General features: G+C 41.8%; 16 protein-coding genes. 7 read left to right on the top strand and 9 right to left on the bottom strand.

Going from position 1 to position 16636, the window contains the following annotated elements; translation table 11 throughout:
• Positions 1–27: 27 nt before the first annotated feature.
• On the bottom strand, positions 28–654 hold the full coding sequence (yihA, locus tag BM528_RS00080; RefSeq protein WP_071978143.1) for a ribosome biogenesis GTP-binding protein YihA/YsxC: 627 nt from the start codon (positions 652–654) through the stop codon (positions 28–30).
• A 183-nt stretch (positions 655–837) separates the two neighbouring features.
• On the opposite strand from yihA, the gene BM528_RS00075 reads away from it, so the two are divergent.
• The 4 genes from BM528_RS00075 (at position 838) to BM528_RS00060 (ending at position 3474) form a co-directional block, all read left to right on the top strand.
• Positions 838–1461, top strand: coding sequence for a c-type cytochrome (locus BM528_RS00075; protein ID WP_071978142.1), 624 nt, complete (start codon positions 838–840; stop codon positions 1459–1461).
• A gap of 443 nt (positions 1462–1904) precedes the next feature.
• On the top strand, positions 1905–2447 hold the full coding sequence (locus BM528_RS00070; protein ID WP_232230529.1) for a class I SAM-dependent methyltransferase: 543 nt from the start codon (positions 1905–1907) through the stop codon (positions 2445–2447).
• Positions 2448–2500: 53 nt separating this feature from the next.
• Complete coding sequence (yihI, locus tag BM528_RS00065; protein ID WP_071978140.1) at positions 2501–3007, top strand: Der GTPase-activating protein YihI; 507 nt, start codon at positions 2501–2503, stop codon at positions 3005–3007.
• A gap of 14 nt (positions 3008–3021) precedes the next feature.
• On the top strand, positions 3022–3474 hold the full coding sequence (locus BM528_RS00060; RefSeq protein WP_071978139.1) for a DUF2489 domain-containing protein: 453 nt from the start codon (positions 3022–3024) through the stop codon (positions 3472–3474).
• Between the two features lie 93 nt (positions 3475–3567).
• Here the strand turns inward: BM528_RS00060 and BM528_RS00055 are convergent, their stop codons facing one another.
• Positions 3568–4164 (bottom strand): DNA-3-methyladenine glycosylase I, encoded by a 597-nt coding sequence (locus BM528_RS00055; protein ID WP_071978138.1) that lies wholly within the window; start codon positions 4162–4164, stop codon positions 3568–3570.
• A gap of 142 nt (positions 4165–4306) precedes the next feature.
• On the opposite strand from BM528_RS00055, the gene glyQ reads away from it, so the two are divergent.
• The 3 genes from glyQ to BM528_RS00040 all read left to right on the top strand — a co-directional run bounded on the left by glyQ (position 4307) and on the right by BM528_RS00040 (position 7809).
• The gene (glyQ, locus tag BM528_RS00050) at positions 4307–5212 is read left to right on the top strand and encodes a glycine--tRNA ligase subunit alpha (protein WP_071978137.1); all 906 of its coding nucleotides are present in this window, start codon (positions 4307–4309) and stop codon (positions 5210–5212) included.
• 2 nt (positions 5213–5214) lie between these two features.
• Positions 5215–7293: a glycine--tRNA ligase subunit beta gene (gene glyS, locus BM528_RS00045; protein ID WP_071978136.1), complete on the top strand. Its 2079-nt coding sequence runs from the start codon at positions 5215–5217 to the stop codon at positions 7291–7293.
• Positions 7294–7365: 72 nt separating this feature from the next.
• On the top strand, positions 7366–7809 hold the full coding sequence (locus BM528_RS00040; protein ID WP_071978135.1) for a hypothetical protein: 444 nt from the start codon (positions 7366–7368) through the stop codon (positions 7807–7809).
• Between the two features lie 183 nt (positions 7810–7992).
• Here the strand turns inward: BM528_RS00040 and BM528_RS00035 are convergent, their stop codons facing one another.
• The 7 genes from BM528_RS00035 to dnaA form a co-directional block, all read right to left on the bottom strand.
• A complete protein-coding gene (locus tag BM528_RS00035; protein ID WP_071978134.1) occupies positions 7993–8334 on the bottom strand; it encodes a hypothetical protein in 342 nt (113 codons plus the stop codon).
• A gap of 100 nt (positions 8335–8434) precedes the next feature.
• On the bottom strand, positions 8435–9361 hold the full coding sequence (locus BM528_RS00030) for a pepsin/retropepsin-like aspartic protease family protein (protein WP_071978133.1): 927 nt from the start codon (positions 9359–9361) through the stop codon (positions 8435–8437).
• Complete coding sequence (locus BM528_RS00025; protein ID WP_071978132.1) at positions 9358–9843, bottom strand: hypothetical protein; 486 nt, start codon at positions 9841–9843, stop codon at positions 9358–9360. Before BM528_RS00025 ends, BM528_RS00030 begins: the two co-directional genes overlap by 4 nt.
• A 323-nt stretch (positions 9844–10166) precedes the next feature.
• Complete coding sequence (gyrB, locus tag BM528_RS00020) at positions 10167–12587, bottom strand: DNA topoisomerase (ATP-hydrolyzing) subunit B (RefSeq protein ID WP_071978131.1); 2421 nt, start codon at positions 12585–12587, stop codon at positions 10167–10169.
• Positions 12588–12595: 8 nt separating this feature from the next.
• Positions 12596–13684 carry a DNA replication/repair protein RecF gene (recF, locus tag BM528_RS00015; protein ID WP_071978130.1) on the bottom strand — a complete coding sequence of 363 codons (1089 nt, stop codon included), beginning with the start codon at positions 13682–13684 and terminating at the stop codon, positions 12596–12598.
• A 123-nt stretch (positions 13685–13807) separates the two neighbouring features.
• Positions 13808–14908 (bottom strand): DNA polymerase III subunit beta, encoded by a 1101-nt coding sequence (gene dnaN, locus BM528_RS00010; RefSeq protein ID WP_071978129.1) that lies wholly within the window; start codon positions 14906–14908, stop codon positions 13808–13810.
• Between the two features lie 33 nt (positions 14909–14941).
• Positions 14942–16516, bottom strand: a complete 1575-nt coding sequence (gene dnaA / locus BM528_RS00005) for a chromosomal replication initiator protein DnaA (RefSeq protein ID WP_071978128.1) — start codon at positions 16514–16516, stop codon at positions 14942–14944.
• Between the last annotated feature and the right edge of the window lie 120 nt (positions 16517–16636).

Here is a 16636-nt window from a genome sequence, read left to right as displayed (position 1 = left end):
TGGGGCATTTTTTTTGCCTATTAAAAACTATGCTTCGGCCTCTTCATCGCTTTCTGGCTGAATCCTACCAAACCAAAGGTCTAGCATACGTTCCAATTCCGGCAAACCATGACGATTAAGAGAAGAAAACGTGTTTACAGTAACATCACCCATAAAGGCCAATGCTGCTTCCTGCGCCATCATAAGCTGTGCTTTGCGCTTCCCAGATTTTAATTTGTCTGCCTTGGTAAGTAACGCAAGCACCGGAATACCTGCATCAACAGCCCAATGGATAAGATCTTGGTCTAAATCTTTAAACGGATGGCGAATATCCATTAAAACCACAAGGCCTTTAAGTGACTTTCGTTTCTGCAAATACTCACCCAGCGACTTCTGCCATTTTATTTTCGTTGCCAATGGTACTTTGGCAAACCCATAACCTGGTAAATCTACAAGTCGCAGGTTGTCTTCTAACTCAAACACATTGATTAACTGTGTTCTTCCTGGGGTTTTACTGGTTCTTGCCAAGTTCTTTTGGCGAGTTAATGTATTTAGTGCACTTGACTTGCCCGCATTAGAGCGACCAGCAAACGCAACTTCAATACCCGTATCATCTTTCAAATGACGGATATCAGGTGCACTGGTAAAGAATGTTGCTTTGGTGTAATACGACATCTAGACTAACCTCCACATGCGTCATACCGTCTGGTTTACAACTTTTTAATATTAAAACAGACTAAAACCCTTAGATTTATCATGGAATAGGTTTTTCTGACGCGTTAAATGTGTAAAATACGTATGATATCACGTATATCACGTATATAACGCGAGCCGTTGGAACCATTTAAGAGATTATTTATGAAAAAACTGTGTTTGTTGGTTTGTTTGTCGCTAGGTTTAAGTGCCTCTGCAGTAGCAAAAGGTGATGCAGAAGCAGGCAAAGCAAAGTCTGCTGTTTGTGCAGCCTGCCATGGCCCTGATGGCAATAGTATGATTGACATGAACCCCAAATTAGCTGGGCAACATGAAAAATACCTTGTTAAACAACTTACTGAGTTTAAGCTTGCGTCACAAACTGGTGGCGAAGAAGGCCGTAACAATGCGGTAATGAATGGAATGGCAGCGCCATTGTCCACACAGGATATGGAAGATTTAGCAGCCTACTTCTCAAGTCAGGAAGCTACACCAGGTGAAACCCCTGAGCAGTATATTGAGGCGGGTAAAGCGCTTTATCAAGGCGGTGATGAAGAGCGCGGCATTACTGCATGTATTGCGTGCCACGGACCTCAAGGTAATGGCATGGCTTTAGCTGGCTTTCCCGATATCAGCGGGCAACACGCAACATATACTGCGTCTCAGCTAAAATCGTTCCGCTCTGGCCAACGTCATAACGACATGAATGGCATGATGCGTGATATTGCGATGAAGTTGACAGATGAAGACATCGAAATCTTATCTAACTATGTTGCTGGTTTACATTAAATTTTTAAAAAACCTCTGTCGTTGTTAATTTTTTGTTACTCAAAAAGTTGTATTTTAGAATTATTAGTGTAATCTAACGGCATAGTTTGTTGCAGCCTTTGTAAGCTTTCAGACTAAATAACAAGAATAATAATAAAATACTCCACGGAAGATTGGATAAAGCGCCAAGAAGGCCAAAAACAAAAATAGCGCTCTGCTAATAAAAAAAATAAGGGGAGCACGGCTAGGGAAGCATAGAGCACAACGATGTGTAAATAACGGGAGAGGTGTCATCTGACACTCATTCAAAATAAGGTGATGGTGCAAACCATCACCTTTTTTCTTTTTAGCGCAAACTAATTATTTTTCTCAATATGCAATGTCCACTTTGCTTCGACTCCAACACTATCTTTTATCACCAAGATAACAAACGCACATACTTTCAATGCCAATGCTGTAAATTAGTGTTTGTCTCTCCTGAGTTTTTACCTAGTACCGGTGCCGAGAAGAGTGAGTACGACAAGCATGAGAATAGCTTTGAAGACGATGGCTATAGAACATTTTTAAGTAAACTTCTAACACCTCTATCAATTTATATTAAACCAAGCTCTTCGGCTTTAGACTTCGGCTGCGGCCCCGCTCCAGTATTAGCAGAATTGCTGAAGGAAAAGGGGCTAGAAGTTAGTATTTATGATCCTTTTTATGCGGATAATATTGAAGTATTAGAACAATCTTTTGATGTCATAACCTGTACTGAAGCCATAGAGCACTTTCATCAGCCCGCAAAAGAATGGTCTTTGTTCAATTCTATGCTTAAGCCAAACGGCATTCTTGCCATCATGACAAAAAGAGTGCTGAGCAAAGAACGATTTAAACAATGGCATTATAAAAACGATCCCACCCACGTAAGCTTTTTCAGTGAAGCTACGTTCAATTATCTTGCGCACAGAGACACATTTAGCATTGAATTCCCCTCTAGTGATGTCGTTTTGATGAAGAAGCTTTAACGAATTCGCGCTATAATAAGCAAGTCTTTTACTCTATTTCGTATTTGGAATATATGTCACGTTCAAAGAAATCTCGCAAAGTTGGTCTTATTGGTGTTCGCAAAGATCCAGACTTTAAGCCTAGTGAAAACCGTAAATCTGATACTCCTCGCCCTAAAAAACATAAGGGTAAGCCTGCTGGTAGCCGTCATAATGTTGAACAGGGCAAATCTGGCGGCGGCAAGAGCAATGAAAAGAAAGATCCGCGCCTAGGCAGTAAGAAACCAATTCAACTGGTGAAAGCTAAAGGTGTGGCGCCAACGCCAGTAGAAAAGAAAAAGTATGCCACTCCGGCCCAAGAATTAGCAGCCTTAGAAGCCGATCAGCGGCTCTCGGACTTGCTTGACAAGCTAGATGCAGACAAGTCTCTTTCTAAAGAGCAGCAGCGTTATGTTGACGAAAAAATGGCACGCCATCGTATTCTGTGTGACCTACTTGGTATCGTTGACGAAGACGATGAGGAAGAAATCGATCCGTTTGATGAATTAGACGCTATTAAGATAGACGATTTCAAGAACTAGAACGGGATAACTAAATGCTGTGGGTTGTACTAACTGGTTTCGCGCTAGTTGTTATTTTAGGGCTTGGGTTTTATGCAGGCAGACTGCTATTTCTACTCAAACAACAGAAAAAACGCAAAAACGACGCGACGAACGCGCGTGTAGCTAATATCACTGAAAGCATCATTCTTATTTCCAAAGCCATGGAGCAGCAGCAGTGCGATTTATCTGAAGGCGTTATTAGAATTGTGAATTTATTAAATGCGCTTCCGCTAAACAACCCTCCTGACTTCAAGGCTAAATTTCCGCATACTCATGCGCTTTTTGTCGAGATTAGCGGCTTTGCAGTGTTAGAGGCTAGACAACAGCTATCCAAACAAGAAAGAAGAAAGCAAGACAAAGCGCGAGAGCAAATAGAATCTGAGTACGAATCTAAGGTACTCGATGAGTTACCCGGCGTTAAGACCTTCTGCGAAGCACTTGTTTGAGACGACTTTTACAATTCGTTCAAAAGTAATATAAAGCAGTGTGGTTTCCATACTGCTTTTTTTATTAACACCCTCTGAGCCAGCACACCAAGTTTAAATGCCTTTACTAATTGCCATGGCTTTTGTCCGCTCATAGCAATGGCAATGTTTTTCATGATCGTTCACCATGCCAACCGCTTGCATAAACGCATAACAAATTGTTTCACCAACAAAACTAAAGCCCATTTTCTTCAATGCCACCGACATGGCTTTTGACTCTTTTGTTGAGGTTGGAATGTCATCGAATTTTTCCCATTCGTTCACTAATGTTTTACCACCGGTAAATTGCCAGATAAATGTATTAAATGGCTGGGTTTTTTCTATCTCTAAAAAGCCGCGTGCATTTTTAATGATGGACTGGATCTTAAGTTTATTCCTAACAATCCCGCTGTTTTGCATCAGACTTTCTACATCCGCATTATCCATTTTAACGATGTCTTGAGGGTTGAAATGACAAAACGCTTCCTCATAATTCCGCTGTTTTTTTAAAATGGTCAGCCACGATAGCCCGGCCTGCTGTCCATCAAGACAGAGTTTTGCAAACAAGGATTGGCTATCAGTTTCAGGCACGCCCCACTGTGTGTCGTGATAAGCCTGATAAATTGGGTCATCGCTAACCCATGCACATCGCTGTATTGATTTTGTCGTCATGAAAATAAATCCTTGCTGTAATACCAGACCGCATAGTTGTCTTCACTGCTTTTTTTCACACGTTACACCTACATACTCTGCGTCACAAATTGTATACTATCCCATCTTTATTTTAGTCAGTTAACCAATAAGCAGCGGATGTATGCAGAAATACGACATTAAAACCTTTCAAGGGTTAATTCTAGCGCTTCAAGATTACTGGGCGCGACAAGGCTGCGTAATAATTCAGCCTTTAGATATGGAAGTGGGTGCAGGTACCTTCCACCCTATGACCTTCTTGCGCTCGCTAGGGCCGGAGCCGATGAGCAGCGCCTATGTTCAGCCGTGTCGTCGGCCCACAGACGGCCGTTACGGTGAGAACCCGAATCGCCTTCAGCACTATTATCAGTTCCAAGTCATGCTGAAACCCTCACCAGACAATATTCAAGAACTGTACCTTGGCTCTTTAAAAGAGCTAGGCTTCGATCCGCTAGTTCATGACATTCGCTTTGTAGAAGACAACTGGGAGTCACCTACCCTTGGTGCTTGGGGTATAGGTTGGGAAGTATGGCTTAATGGTATGGAAGTCACACAGTTTACTTATTTTCAGCAAGTCGGTGGGCTTGAGTGTAAACCGGTTACTGGTGAAATCACCTATGGTCTTGAGCGCCTAGCTATGTACGTTCAAGGCGTTGATAGTATTTACGATTTAATATGGACTGACGGTCCGCTAGGTAAAGTTACCTATGGTGATGTTTTCCATCAAAACGAAGTAGAACAGTCTACCTTTAACTTTGAACATGCCAATGTCGATGCATTGTTTAGAACATTCAATGAATGTGAAGCGCAAAGTAACGTTTTAATTGAAAACAACCTGCCACTTCCTGCTTATGAACAGGTAATGAAAGCATCTCATGCATTTAACTTGTTAGACGCGCGACACGCAATATCTGTTACTGAACGTCAACGTTATATTTTACGAGTACGCACGTTGGCAAAAGCCTGTGCAGAAAGTTATTACCAAGCTAGAGAAGCATTAGGCTTTCCACTTTGCAGTAAGGAGGCATAGACGTGCGCACGGAAAATTGTTTAATTGAATTAGGAACCGAGGAACTTCCGCCAAAAGCGTTAAAGTCTCTAGGTGAAGCTTTCGCACAGCAGTTCGAGTTGGCACTGAGCAGCGCTAACCTTCCCTTTGGTTCCGTAAATTGGTTTGCGGCACCAAGACGTTTAGCTGTATACGTTTCAGACTTGGCAGAGAGTCAAGAGGATAAGACGGTTGAGAAGCGTGGCCCTGCAGTATCTGCAGCATTTGATGCAGATGGAAATCCAACAAAAGCTGCACAAGGTTGGGCTCGCGGCAACGGTATTGATGTTGCGGATGCAGAACGTCTGGTAACTGACAAAGGTGAATGGCTGCTCCACAAGGCTCATGTCGCAGGACAAAGCATTAGCGCATTATTAGAGGGGCTGGTAAATCAAGCTATAAGCAAATTGCCAATACCAAAACCTATGCGGTGGGGAAGTTATTCAACGCAATTCATTCGCCCTGTACACACTCTTTGCGCACTTTATGGCAGTGAAGTTATCAATATCACAGCGCTCGGCCTTTCAAGCGGAAGAACAGTTCAAGGACATCGTTTCCATGGTGAAGCACGATTTGAACTAGACCACGCGGATAACTATGCAAAGGCTCTTGAAACACAGTATGTTATTGCGGACTTCAATGCTCGTAAAGATAAAACCCGTCAAATATTAGAAGACGCCGCGGCTGAATTATCTCTGACGCCAGATTATGATGAAGAACTTCTAGAGGAAATCGCGTCGCTCGTTGAGTGGCCAGTAGTGCTCAAGGCTGGTTTCGATGAAGGCTTTTTGTCTGTGCCAAAAGAAGCTCTGATTTATACAATGAAAGACGATCAGAAATATGTACCGCTTCTTGACGCAAATGGCGACTTGGTAAATACCTTTTTGTTCATAAGTAATATAGAAAGTAAGGATCCGACCCAAGTTGTTTCTGGGAATGAAAAGGTTATCCGCCCTCGCCTTGCCGATGCTGAGTTTTTCTACAACAGCGATAGAAAGGTTTCTTTAGAAAGCCGTCTAGACAGTTTGGCCTCAGTTCTGTTTCAAAAGCAGCTTGGAACACTTAAAGAAAAGTCAGAGCGTATCTCTCTACTGTCTGGATTTATTGCTAAGAAGATTAATGCGAACGAAGAAAACGCGAGTCGTGCTGGCCTCTTAGCAAAAACTGACCTTATGTCAAATATGGTAATGGAATTCCCTGACGTACAAGGCGTGATGGGTAAATACTACGCGTTAAATGATGGAGAAGACACTGATGTTGCGCAGGCACTCTATGAGCAGTACCTACCTCGCTTCGCCGGTGATACGCTTCCAAGCAACGGTGTTAGCGCCGCTGTAGCGCTTGCAGACAAGTTAGACACCCTTGCGGGCATATTCGGTATAGGCCAATTACCAAAGGGCGATAAAGACCCGTTTGCGCTTCGTCGCGCAGCCATAGGTGTGCTACGTATTATCACCGAACTATCACTGCCACTCGACCTAAACGATCTTGTTGAAAAGGCAATAGATGTATACGGAGATAAGTTATCTAATAAAGACACTAAAACGCAGGTAGTAGACTTTGTATTAGGCCGTTTTAATGCGCTACTGCAAGATCAGCTGGTTGCAATTGACGTTATTCAGTCAGTTGCCGCTAAGCGCCCTACCAAGCCTTCAGATTACCTAGCTCGAGTTAATGCTGTAGCGCAGTTCAAAGCTCTTGAAGAGTCAGAGGCATTGGCAGCAGCAAACAAGCGAGTTGCCAATATTCTTTCAAAGCAAAATGTCGATACTGGTACCTCAGTAAATATTGAGACAGCTTTGTTAACTGAAGAGTCTGAAAAAGCACTCTACGAGGCATTGGTTGCGTCGGAGCAAAAAGTAACTAGTGCGTTAGCACAGCAAGACTATACGCTGATTTTAACTACCTTAGCCACGCTGAGAGAAGCCATTGATAGCTTCTTTGACAATGTAATGGTGATGGCAGAAGATGAACCAGTAAAGCAAAACAGACTTGCGTTATTGACACTTTTAAGGCAACTTTTCCTTACTACCGCAGATATTTCAATACTTGCGAAGTCTTAGGCAAAGTTAGTGAGTTAAAATCTCATTAAACAAAAGCCCAGCGGTACCGTTGGGCTTTTTTTTGGAGTAAGAGTGAAAAAGCTAATTTCAGTATTATTTTGTTGTTTAACCTTAACTGCATGCTCAAGTAAAAGTGGTTTTAACATCCCCGAAATTATCCCTTCTGCACCGGTAATTCAGTTTAAAAACCTTTACCTGAGAGGTGTATTTAATTGGTGGGAAGCAAACCCTAATTATCGTTTTATGAAAAATAGCAGTGGATGGTTCGTTGATGTTGAATTAATTGCCGATGGCCAGCCCTATGACTTCAGACTTTCAGATGAAAAATGGTCGCCTTCACAGAGCTGTGGTGGCAAGTATAAGGGCCAGCCTGTCATGCTATCTTCAACAGTATATTTAGTTTGCGAGCAAAGTTCACAAAACCTTCAGTTTACTCCTTCTTCTACAGGCACCTATCGATTCACTGTTCGTGAAGCAGGGGAAAAAGAAGTGGCACTGACAGTGAGTAAGTTGTAGGTACATTACGATTGTCAGCGCTAGACATTTTTCTTTAGTGGACGGTCACGCACGAGTGAAACTATTTCGAGCACCTGTTTATTTCTAAACACGCTGTCCATAAGGCTCTTTAGCGAAAGCAATTTTGGTTCAATAGACACAAAAAAGGCGATTTTCAATAAATCGCCTTTCTATTTTTAATACTTACTTTGCAAATTGTGGGATCTCATAATCTCTTCTAAATTCCGCAAAGATTCTCATAATTGCTTCTAAAAGCATGGGATAGTACTGTGAATTATTTTCTTGCACGCTAAAGATTTTATAGCTTCTTAATTTAAAAATCTCCGCGACTTTGTGACGAGCAGAGCATGATAAGAAATAGTTTTCGAGCTTGTTATGAGTCGCTAGACTAGAAGTGAATTTTTGTCCATAGCTGACCCCATCCACCACCCTAGCGATTTTTGTCAACATATCTGAAGCGATATTTTTACCAACTGGCTTATTCTCAAGATTTACTTGACTTTTCAATCGCTCTAACTTCTTCAAATTACTTAATCCTTCAGTTTGTTGTTGCGAAGAAGTTCGCTATTCGACCAAAGCAGTGAAAGTACAAAAATGCAACAAGAAATATTTATTTTCAACGAAGTTATTCTAAAAAGTGAAGCGTGTTTGTCGAGAAATCGATGAGTGTTTTTGCTTGTTGAAGATTCGCCATGCCTATGACACCGACTACATTAAATTCAAATTTATCATTGTCTAAAACTGACGAGAGAGAAGTACTTAACAAGGGACTGGTAAATACCGTGTTGCCACCCACTTTCAACGAAATTTCCGGTGTGATAGAGATCGGAATAGTGTTCCCTTGAACATCCGTCGCATACTGCCCTTCTAAAACCTGAGTTTTTATTTCTAAACCTTCCGTCGCACTCGCGTCAATCACCGTGTATTGAGAGCCAGAGTCAACGATCAAACCAACTTCTTTTTCATTGATTTCAGTTTTGAAGTAAAGCAACCCAAAATCTGATTTGTAAAGGGGAACTGAAAATCTTCTCTGATACGCTGTTGTGCTTCCCAATAGTTGAACATCTTCTTGAGATATAAGCAGGCCAGCAGATAACTCTTTAATGACATCGAGACCAATAATCCCTAAATATTCATCGCCGCCATGTCCGAAAACATGACTACTTATCTGTTTGATTTCGAGTGCCTTTCCAGCAACGGAAAAATTCTCAAGCTGAATAAGGGTGGATTCGACTTTACTTTCCGTAGTACCTGTACCATACCCCGTTCGTTGTTGTAGCACAGTGAAGTCTTCCAAAACAGATAGTTTATCTTGTCGAAATACTGAGCCAGAAGAACCTGTGTCGACCAGCATCTTTCCCGACAGGTTGTTAATCTCAACTGGCAACCAGAGTTCACCAAATTCGTTTGTCTGTACAGTGATATTACTTTTAATAGGTTCATGCGAAAGGTTCATGAGATTTTGGCCAGTTACTTTTTCATTCGCACTGATGCTTCCACTTACCGTTTGCATAAAAAGTATAGCTACGCAGACATTGTACCATTTATTCATTTTTGAACCCCGCCAGAAAACCGCAAAGAAATATTCGAAGAAGCAGGAGCTAACTCAAATCCACCGTGTAATCGGACAACCGCCCCGTCATTTGTCAATTGTGAATTATTGCCGTTGATAATCCCGACGTCAGCGGCAACAAAAGGAGAGAAGCCGTCGTCTTGAGGAAACAGAAGTGTATTATTCAGCCAGATTTCAATTAACACGTCACTGGTATCATTAAGATAACTTGCTGACGCGTCTACGTAGCTAACGCCTAATGATAAGTCGCTGCTGAATCGAAAATCGTTTGTGACCTCGTGAGTAAGCGGATGCGACAACTCAATTGATGAAACATGAGCATCAGCGTTGAAATTTGAGCCCGCACTTTGAAATGATTGTGAAAGCGATAGTGAGGCTTCTAGCGTATCGTTTTGTGCAAACGCTTTACTGATAAGTAAAGCTGAAATTGCGTGTACAGCTAATATCCATTTAGTCGTCATAATGTGCTCTTCTGTTACCGTACAATTAAGAACCCAACTTGCCCTTCGGCATCTTATTGAAATAAGTGTATTACTATCCGACCACTAAAACAAATTCGAAGGTTCAAACGGCGCTCATCAGTTATTTGAATGAAACAACCCGTAGTAGAACATATGCTATTTGAAACTTTGTTAGATTAAAAAAAGCCTTCTGCACTTAGGTTATAAAAACAAAAAAAGGCGCATCGAAATGAGGCGCCTTTTGCATTAATTATGAGAACTCATGGAAACAATGTGAGACAAGTTGGAAACAATTATGAGATCCCACACACACAAATTATCTTCTATACGTCTAAGTTTGCCACTTTCAACGCGTTAGCTTCGATAAACTCTCTTCTTGGCTCGACCTGGTCACCCATTAGAGTAGTAAACAACTGGTCACAGCCAATCGCATCTTCAATGGTAACTTGAAGCATTCGGCGACTTTCTGGGTCCATGGTTGTCTCCCAAAGCTGACTAGGATTCATTTCACCTAGACCTTTATAACGTTGAATGTACTGACCACGCTTCGCTTCATTCATTAACCAATCTAGCGCAGCTTTGAATGAGTCAACAGGTTGCTTACGCTCACCGCGTTGAATATAAGCTTCCGGCCCCATCATATCGTTAATCGCAAGATTTAAGTCACGTAGGCGTGCATATTCATTAGAATCGATAAACTCTCTATCAATAATATACTCGTAGTCGATACCATGCATACGCATGATAATTGTAATGTAGTATTCGCTTAACTCCTGATCGCGTCTGATTTCATAACGGTATGTTGCGCCGTCATTTTCGCGTTCAGTTAATTGTGCAACAAAATGCTTAGCAACATTCTCCAGCGCATCTTCGCTTTTCAAATCTTGTACATCAAGAGTCGGCGTATAGAGCATTCTATAAAGCATAGATTGAGGCATGATTCGCTTCATTCGAGTAATCATTTTTTCAACTTGCTGGTACTGCTTAACAAGATTTTCAAGCCCAACGCCAGTAATACCTGGGTCATCAGAGCTAGTATGTAACGAAGCGCCGTCTATAGCGATTGACGTTAAATAATTTGTCAGTGAATCGTCGTCTTTAAGATACTGCTCTTGCTTACCTTTCTTCACTTTATAAAGAGGTGGTTGCGCAATATACACATAACCTCTTTCAATAATCTCAGGCATTTGACGATAGAAGAACGTGAGTAGAAGCGTTCTGATGTGAGAGCCGTCCACGTCCGCGTCGGTCATGATTATGATGCTGTGATAGCGTAGCTTCTCAGGGTTATATTCATCCCTTCCTATGCCACAACCAAGCGCGGTGATAAGCGTTGCTACTTCTTGTGAAGAAAGCATCTTATCAAAGCGTGCCTTTTCTACGTTTAGGATTTTACCTTTAAGAGGAAGAATAGCCTGATTTTTTCTGTTACGACCCTGTTTGGCAGAACCGCCAGCCGAGTCACCCTCCACTATGTAAAGTTCGCTCAGTGCTGGATCTTTCTCTTGGCAATCCGCCAGTTTCCCTGGAAGTCCCGCTAAATCTAAAGCGCCTTTTCTTCTAGTCATATCACGCGCTTTACGTGCTGCTTCACGGGCACGTGCTGCGTCAATAATTTTGTTCGCAATAATTTTACTTTCAGACGGGTTTTCTAATAAAAACTCAGCAAGTTTTTCGTTCATCGCTGATTCTACGACAGGGCGAACTTCTGAAGAAACTAGCTTATCTTTTGTTTGTGAGCTGAATTTAGGATCGGGTACTTTAACCGAGATTACTGCGGTCAATCCTTCTCGGGCATCGTCGCCACTGGCATTGGTTTTTGCTTTTTTGTTTAATCCTTCCTTCTCCATGTAGTTATTTAACGTACGCGTTAAGGCACCACGGAAACCAGCTAAGTGACTTCCGCCATCGCGCTGAGGAATATTATTGGTAAAACAAAATACGTTTTCTTGGAAACTATCGTTCCATTGCATAGCCACTTCAACGCTAATACCATCTTCACGTTCGGCACTGAAATGAAATACTTTTTGATGAATAGCCGTCTTCTTCTCATTAAGGTATTCAACAAACGCTTTTATACCGCCTTCGTATTTGAAATGGTCTTCTTTACCATCTCTTTCATCTTTAAGCCTTATTGATACACCAGAGTTCAGGAATGAAAGTTCGCGTAATCGTTTAGCGAGAATTTCGTAGTGGTAAAGTGTATTGGTAAATGTTTCTTCGCTTGGCCAGAAACGGATCATTGTTCCACTTTTATCTGTATCGCCAGTTACGGCTAGTGGTTCTTGTGGAACACCATGCTTATATTCTTGCTCATGTGCTTTACCGCCGCGACGGATGCGTAACTTGAGCCGGCTTGAAAGTGCATTTACAACAGAAACACCAACACCGTGGAGTCCACCAGAAACTTTATACGAATTATCGTCAAACTTACCGCCAGCATGCAGAACGGTCATTATTACTTCTGCGGCAGAAACACCCTCTTCTTCATGAAGCTCTGTTGGTATTCCTCGGCCATCATCAGATACAGAAACAGATCCGTCACTGTGTATGAGTACGACGATTTCAGAACAGTGTCCAGCAAGGGCTTCGTCGATTGAGTTATCGACTACCTCGAAAACCATGTGATGCAAACCGGTGCCGTCATCGGTATCACCAATGTACATACCCGGACGTTTTCTTACAGCGTCTAATCCTTTAAGTACCTTAATACTGGACGAGTCGTAGTTGTTCTCTTCTGACATACTAGCTTTTACTCCTCTTTCACGTTTCCATGTTCCACGTGAAACATTTTCTTTTCGTTATATTTTTGTATAAATTCGAGTTGAGTGGACTCAATTGCAGTAACGAAAACCTGCGTGTCCATTCGTAATAACCCGTCAATAAATTGTTCTCTTTTGTCGGCATCTAATTCAGCACCGACGTCATCTAACAGAAAAATGCTTTTTCTATTTGTAGAGGTATTAAATAATTCTGTTTGTGACATTTGTAATGCCGCGACAGCCATTCTAAGCTGACCTCGGGATAACAGCTCTTGGGCATTAACACCGTTCACTTTAAGCTTAACATCAGCTTTGTGTGGCCCAGAAGAAGTATGTCCTATTTTACCATCATACTCTTTCTTTTTAACTAGGCTTTCACATAAAGAAGCATCTTTTTCCCACCCTTTATAGTAACTCAGTTTTACTTCAAAGGTTGGCAAGAATTCTTTGGCGTATTTCTCAAAGATTGGGGTTAACGACTGTAGGTATTCTTCCCTTATTTCGGTAAGTTGCTCACCAAGTAGTGCAAACTGGCTCTCCCAATACTGGTTTTCAGGTGCAGATAAATTAGCCTGTTGCTTCAACAACGCATTTCTATGCTTCAAGAACTTAGCGTACTGATTCGCAACCGATGAAAACTCATGTTTCACGTGAAACAATCCCCAATCACAAAATCGACGTCTCTCAGAAGGAGAACCTATAATTAAATCGGTACTCTGGGGTGTAAACAATTGAATAGGCACCAAGCTCACTAAATCTGACAATTTTTTAGAATGTTCACCATTGATGCTACAAGTGAATTGGTCTCCACGCGTTCGCTGAAAGCCAATTTTTTGTTTTTCACCACTCTCATTGTGACAGGCTGCAAACACGCTAAATTCATTTTTTTCATGCTGAATGACAGCGCTGTGTTTATTTGTGCGAAAGGACCTACCAAAACCAAGATAATAGAGCGCTTCAATAAGAGATGATTTTCCGCTGCCGTTAACACCTCGTATAATGGTGAGAGCGGGAGACGGTGCAAAACTAATAGACGTCAAATTACGAAAATTCGCAATTTGAACCTGGTCTAATTTCATAGTAGACCTCTAAAGGGAACAAAAGCGATACATTGTTGAATAATGTACCGCTTTATCAATAGCAGAATTAATGATGCAGTGGACCCTAAAATGATGTCTATGCGAGATGCTCTATAATCTCAACTACAGACGCATCGGCATAATGACATACAGCGCTGCATCGTCGGCATTGTCTTCAATTAACGCACTTGCATTTGAATCAGACAGACTCACTTTAACCATGTCAGAACTTAGTGAATTCAGTACATCAATGAGGTACGCAACGTTAAACCCGATTTCAAGATCGTCCCCTTCGTATTGAACGTCTACGTTTTCCTCAGCCTCTTCTTGCTCTGGGTTATTGGCAGTAATTTTAAGTTCGCCAGTTGCAAGATTTAAACGCACGCCTCTAAACTTTTCGTTAGATAAAATCGCTGCGCGAGAAAATGCTTCTTTCAACACGGCCTTACTCGCAATAATCTCTTTATCACCATTTTGCGGAAGTACTCTGCGATAATCAGGAAAACGTCCGTCTACTAGTTTTGACGTAAAGATAAAGTCATTTGAAAAAATACGAAGATGATTTGCACCAATCTGTACCTTTAATGACTTATCGTCATCACTTATTAATCGAGATATTTCTAGCACCCCTTTACGAGGGATTATAACCTGGCGAGCGGGTAAGGCAGTTTCATAGTTAAGACGACAAAGAGCAAGCCTGTGACCATCAGTAGCCACAGTTCGAATGACATTTTCCTCAGTCTCTAATGACATACCATTTAGGTAATAACGCACGTCTTGCTGAGCCATTGAGAAACTAGTGGAATCGATAAGACGTTTAAGGTCGCTGCAAGATAGCTCAAACTCAACCTCACCTTCCCAGTCCTCTAGATTTGGATAGTCATTGGCAGACAACGTTGATAACGTGTAACGACCGCGCCCTGCTCTAATAAGTGCTTTACTGCCATCAATAGAGAAGTGGATGTCTGTACCTTCAGAAATGCCACGAATGATATCAAAGAGCTTCTTGGCAGGTACTGTTATTTCCCCTTCGGTAAATTCAGATTCAAGCTTAATACTAGAAATGAGCTCAACCTCTAAATCGGTGCCGGTTAGCCATAAAGCACCTTCGCTAACTTTTATCAGAACGTTAGATAAAATAGGCAACGTGTGTCTACGCTCTACAGCACCAGACACCAGTTGGAGGGGTTGTAAAAACTGTTCGCGGCTTATAGTAAATTTCATTGCAGTGCTATCTCGCCTCTAAGGTCGTATTATTTAGGAAGACAATGTCCTAATGAGGTTTTTATAGTCTTCTTTTATATCATGACTTTCTTCTCTTAGCTGCTCTATTTTTCTACAAGCATGGAGTACAGTAGTATGGTCTCTTCCACCAAAGGCATTACCTAACTCTGGTAAGCTGTGGTTAGTGAGTTCCTTAGCTAATGCCATAGCAACCTGCCTTGGACGAGCCACACTTCTGCTTCTTCGCTTTGATAAAATATCAGCTACCTTTATCTTATAATAATCTGCCACGGTTTTCTGAATATTATCAACAGTGACGAGCTTTTCTTGTAAAGCTAAAAGGTCACGCAATGCTTCGCGCACAAAGTCGATAGTAATTGGTCGGCCAGTGAAATTTGCATTAGCAATAACACGGTTTAACGCCCCTTCTAACTCACGTACATTTGAGCGTAACCGCTTCGCAATGAAAAACGCCACTTCGTTAGGAAGATGAATACGGTTTTCTGCCGCCTTGCGCATTAAGATCGCCACTCGAGTCTCAAGCTCTGGCGGCTCGATCGCAATAGTAAGACCCCAACCGAATCGCGATTTTAAGCGATCCTCTACACCATCGATCTCTTTGGGGTATCGATCTGAGGTTAATATGATCTGCTGGTTACCTTCTAACAAAGCATTAAAGGTATGGAAAAACTCTTCTTGAGAACGCTCTTTATTAGCAAAAAACTGGATATCATCAATTAGCAGAGCATCTACAGAACGGTAAAAGCGCTTAAAATCTTCAATAGCGTTATTTTGCAGTGCTTTTACCATATCTTGAACGAAACGCTCAGAATGCATGTACACGATTTTTGCATCACCGTTATTCGCTACAATCCCGTTACCAACAGCATGCAACAAGTGGGTTTTACCTAAACCAGTTCCACCATAAATAAATAGCGGGTTGTAAGAACCACCTGGATTATTAGCAACCTGAGTAGCCGCTGCGCGCGCTAATTGGTTAGATTTACCCTCTACGAAATTATCAAACTGGTAGGTTGGATTGATATTGCTCTTGTGTTTCATGGCCTCTGGAATAGGAACAACCTTTGGCGAAGGCTGACTGCGAGGAGCAGCAGCCTGATTGGCCGCTCTATTCTGCTCATGGTAGCTGCGACTACTTTGATTACCCGAATTAGAATTCGCGTATTCATTATTAGGTTCGTAATTTGCGCTTTGATTCTGAGTTGACTGTTGAGCACTATTTGAAGAAGCGGAAAACGATTGGCTTTGCGATGTATTCTGTGGTGTAGAATTTTGTACAGGCGCGTTCCGCTGCATTGAATTTTGATGATTGCTACTTGGCGCTGAATTTGTATTTACATTAGTGCGCTGACGCGTCATTACTTCGAGATGAAGTTGTGGAGCATCGGCACCGGCAAATTCTCTTAGCAAACCAGTAATATTATCTAAATACTTATCTCTCACCCAATCAAGTACAAAACGGTTCGGGGCATAGAGCGCCACGTAACCTTGTTGCTCATCACAAACAAGCGGTCTAATCCACATACTGAATTGTTGCGTCGGTAGCTCTTGACGCAAGCGCTCAAGACATTGATTCCATAAGGACATGGTACGTAGTTAGCTCCCTTTGTTCGCGAAAAACCAAAAGCACGTCGTTGAAGAATGGTTGAACTTAACATCGACAGGATTAGGTAAGGTAAAATAAAATATTCGCGAGAGTGTAAGTTG

The organism is Alteromonas sp. RW2A1 (genome assembly GCF_001886475.1).
GTDB lineage: Bacteria > Pseudomonadota > Gammaproteobacteria > Enterobacterales > Alteromonadaceae > Alteromonas > Alteromonas hispanica.
Note: the sequence above shows the minus strand (reverse complement) of the source record. Positions and strands in the feature narration are given on the sequence as shown.

What these genes read in the sequence shown, in the direction of transcription:
- BM528_RS00030 (WP_071978133.1), bottom strand. Translation starts at nt 9,361, where the DNA reads ATGAATAAATGGTACAATGTCTGCGTAGCTATACTTTTTATGCAAACG.
- BM528_RS00055 (WP_071978138.1), bottom strand. Translation starts at nt 4,164, where the DNA reads ATGACGACAAAATCAATACAGCGATGTGCATGGGTTAGCGATGACCCA.
- BM528_RS00060 (WP_071978139.1), top strand. Translation starts at nt 3,022, where the DNA reads ATGCTGTGGGTTGTACTAACTGGTTTCGCGCTAGTTGTTATTTTAGGG.
- dnaA (WP_071978128.1), bottom strand. Translation starts at nt 16,516, where the DNA reads ATGTCCTTATGGAATCAATGTCTTGAGCGCTTGCGTCAAGAGCTACCG.
- BM528_RS00075 (WP_071978142.1), top strand. Translation starts at nt 838, where the DNA reads ATGAAAAAACTGTGTTTGTTGGTTTGTTTGTCGCTAGGTTTAAGTGCC.
- gyrB (WP_071978131.1), bottom strand. Translation starts at nt 12,587, where the DNA reads ATGTCAGAAGAGAACAACTACGACTCGTCCAGTATTAAGGTACTTAAA.
- yihA (WP_071978143.1), bottom strand. Translation starts at nt 654, where the DNA reads ATGTCGTATTACACCAAAGCAACATTCTTTACCAGTGCACCTGATATC.
- recF (WP_071978130.1), bottom strand. Translation starts at nt 13,684, where the DNA reads ATGAAATTAGACCAGGTTCAAATTGCGAATTTTCGTAATTTGACGTCT.
- BM528_RS00025 (WP_071978132.1), bottom strand. Translation starts at nt 9,843, where the DNA reads ATGACGACTAAATGGATATTAGCTGTACACGCAATTTCAGCTTTACTT.
- yihI (WP_071978140.1), top strand. Translation starts at nt 2,501, where the DNA reads ATGTCACGTTCAAAGAAATCTCGCAAAGTTGGTCTTATTGGTGTTCGC.
- glyQ (WP_071978137.1), top strand. Translation starts at nt 4,307, where the DNA reads ATGCAGAAATACGACATTAAAACCTTTCAAGGGTTAATTCTAGCGCTT.
- dnaN (WP_071978129.1), bottom strand. Translation starts at nt 14,908, where the DNA reads ATGAAATTTACTATAAGCCGCGAACAGTTTTTACAACCCCTCCAACTG.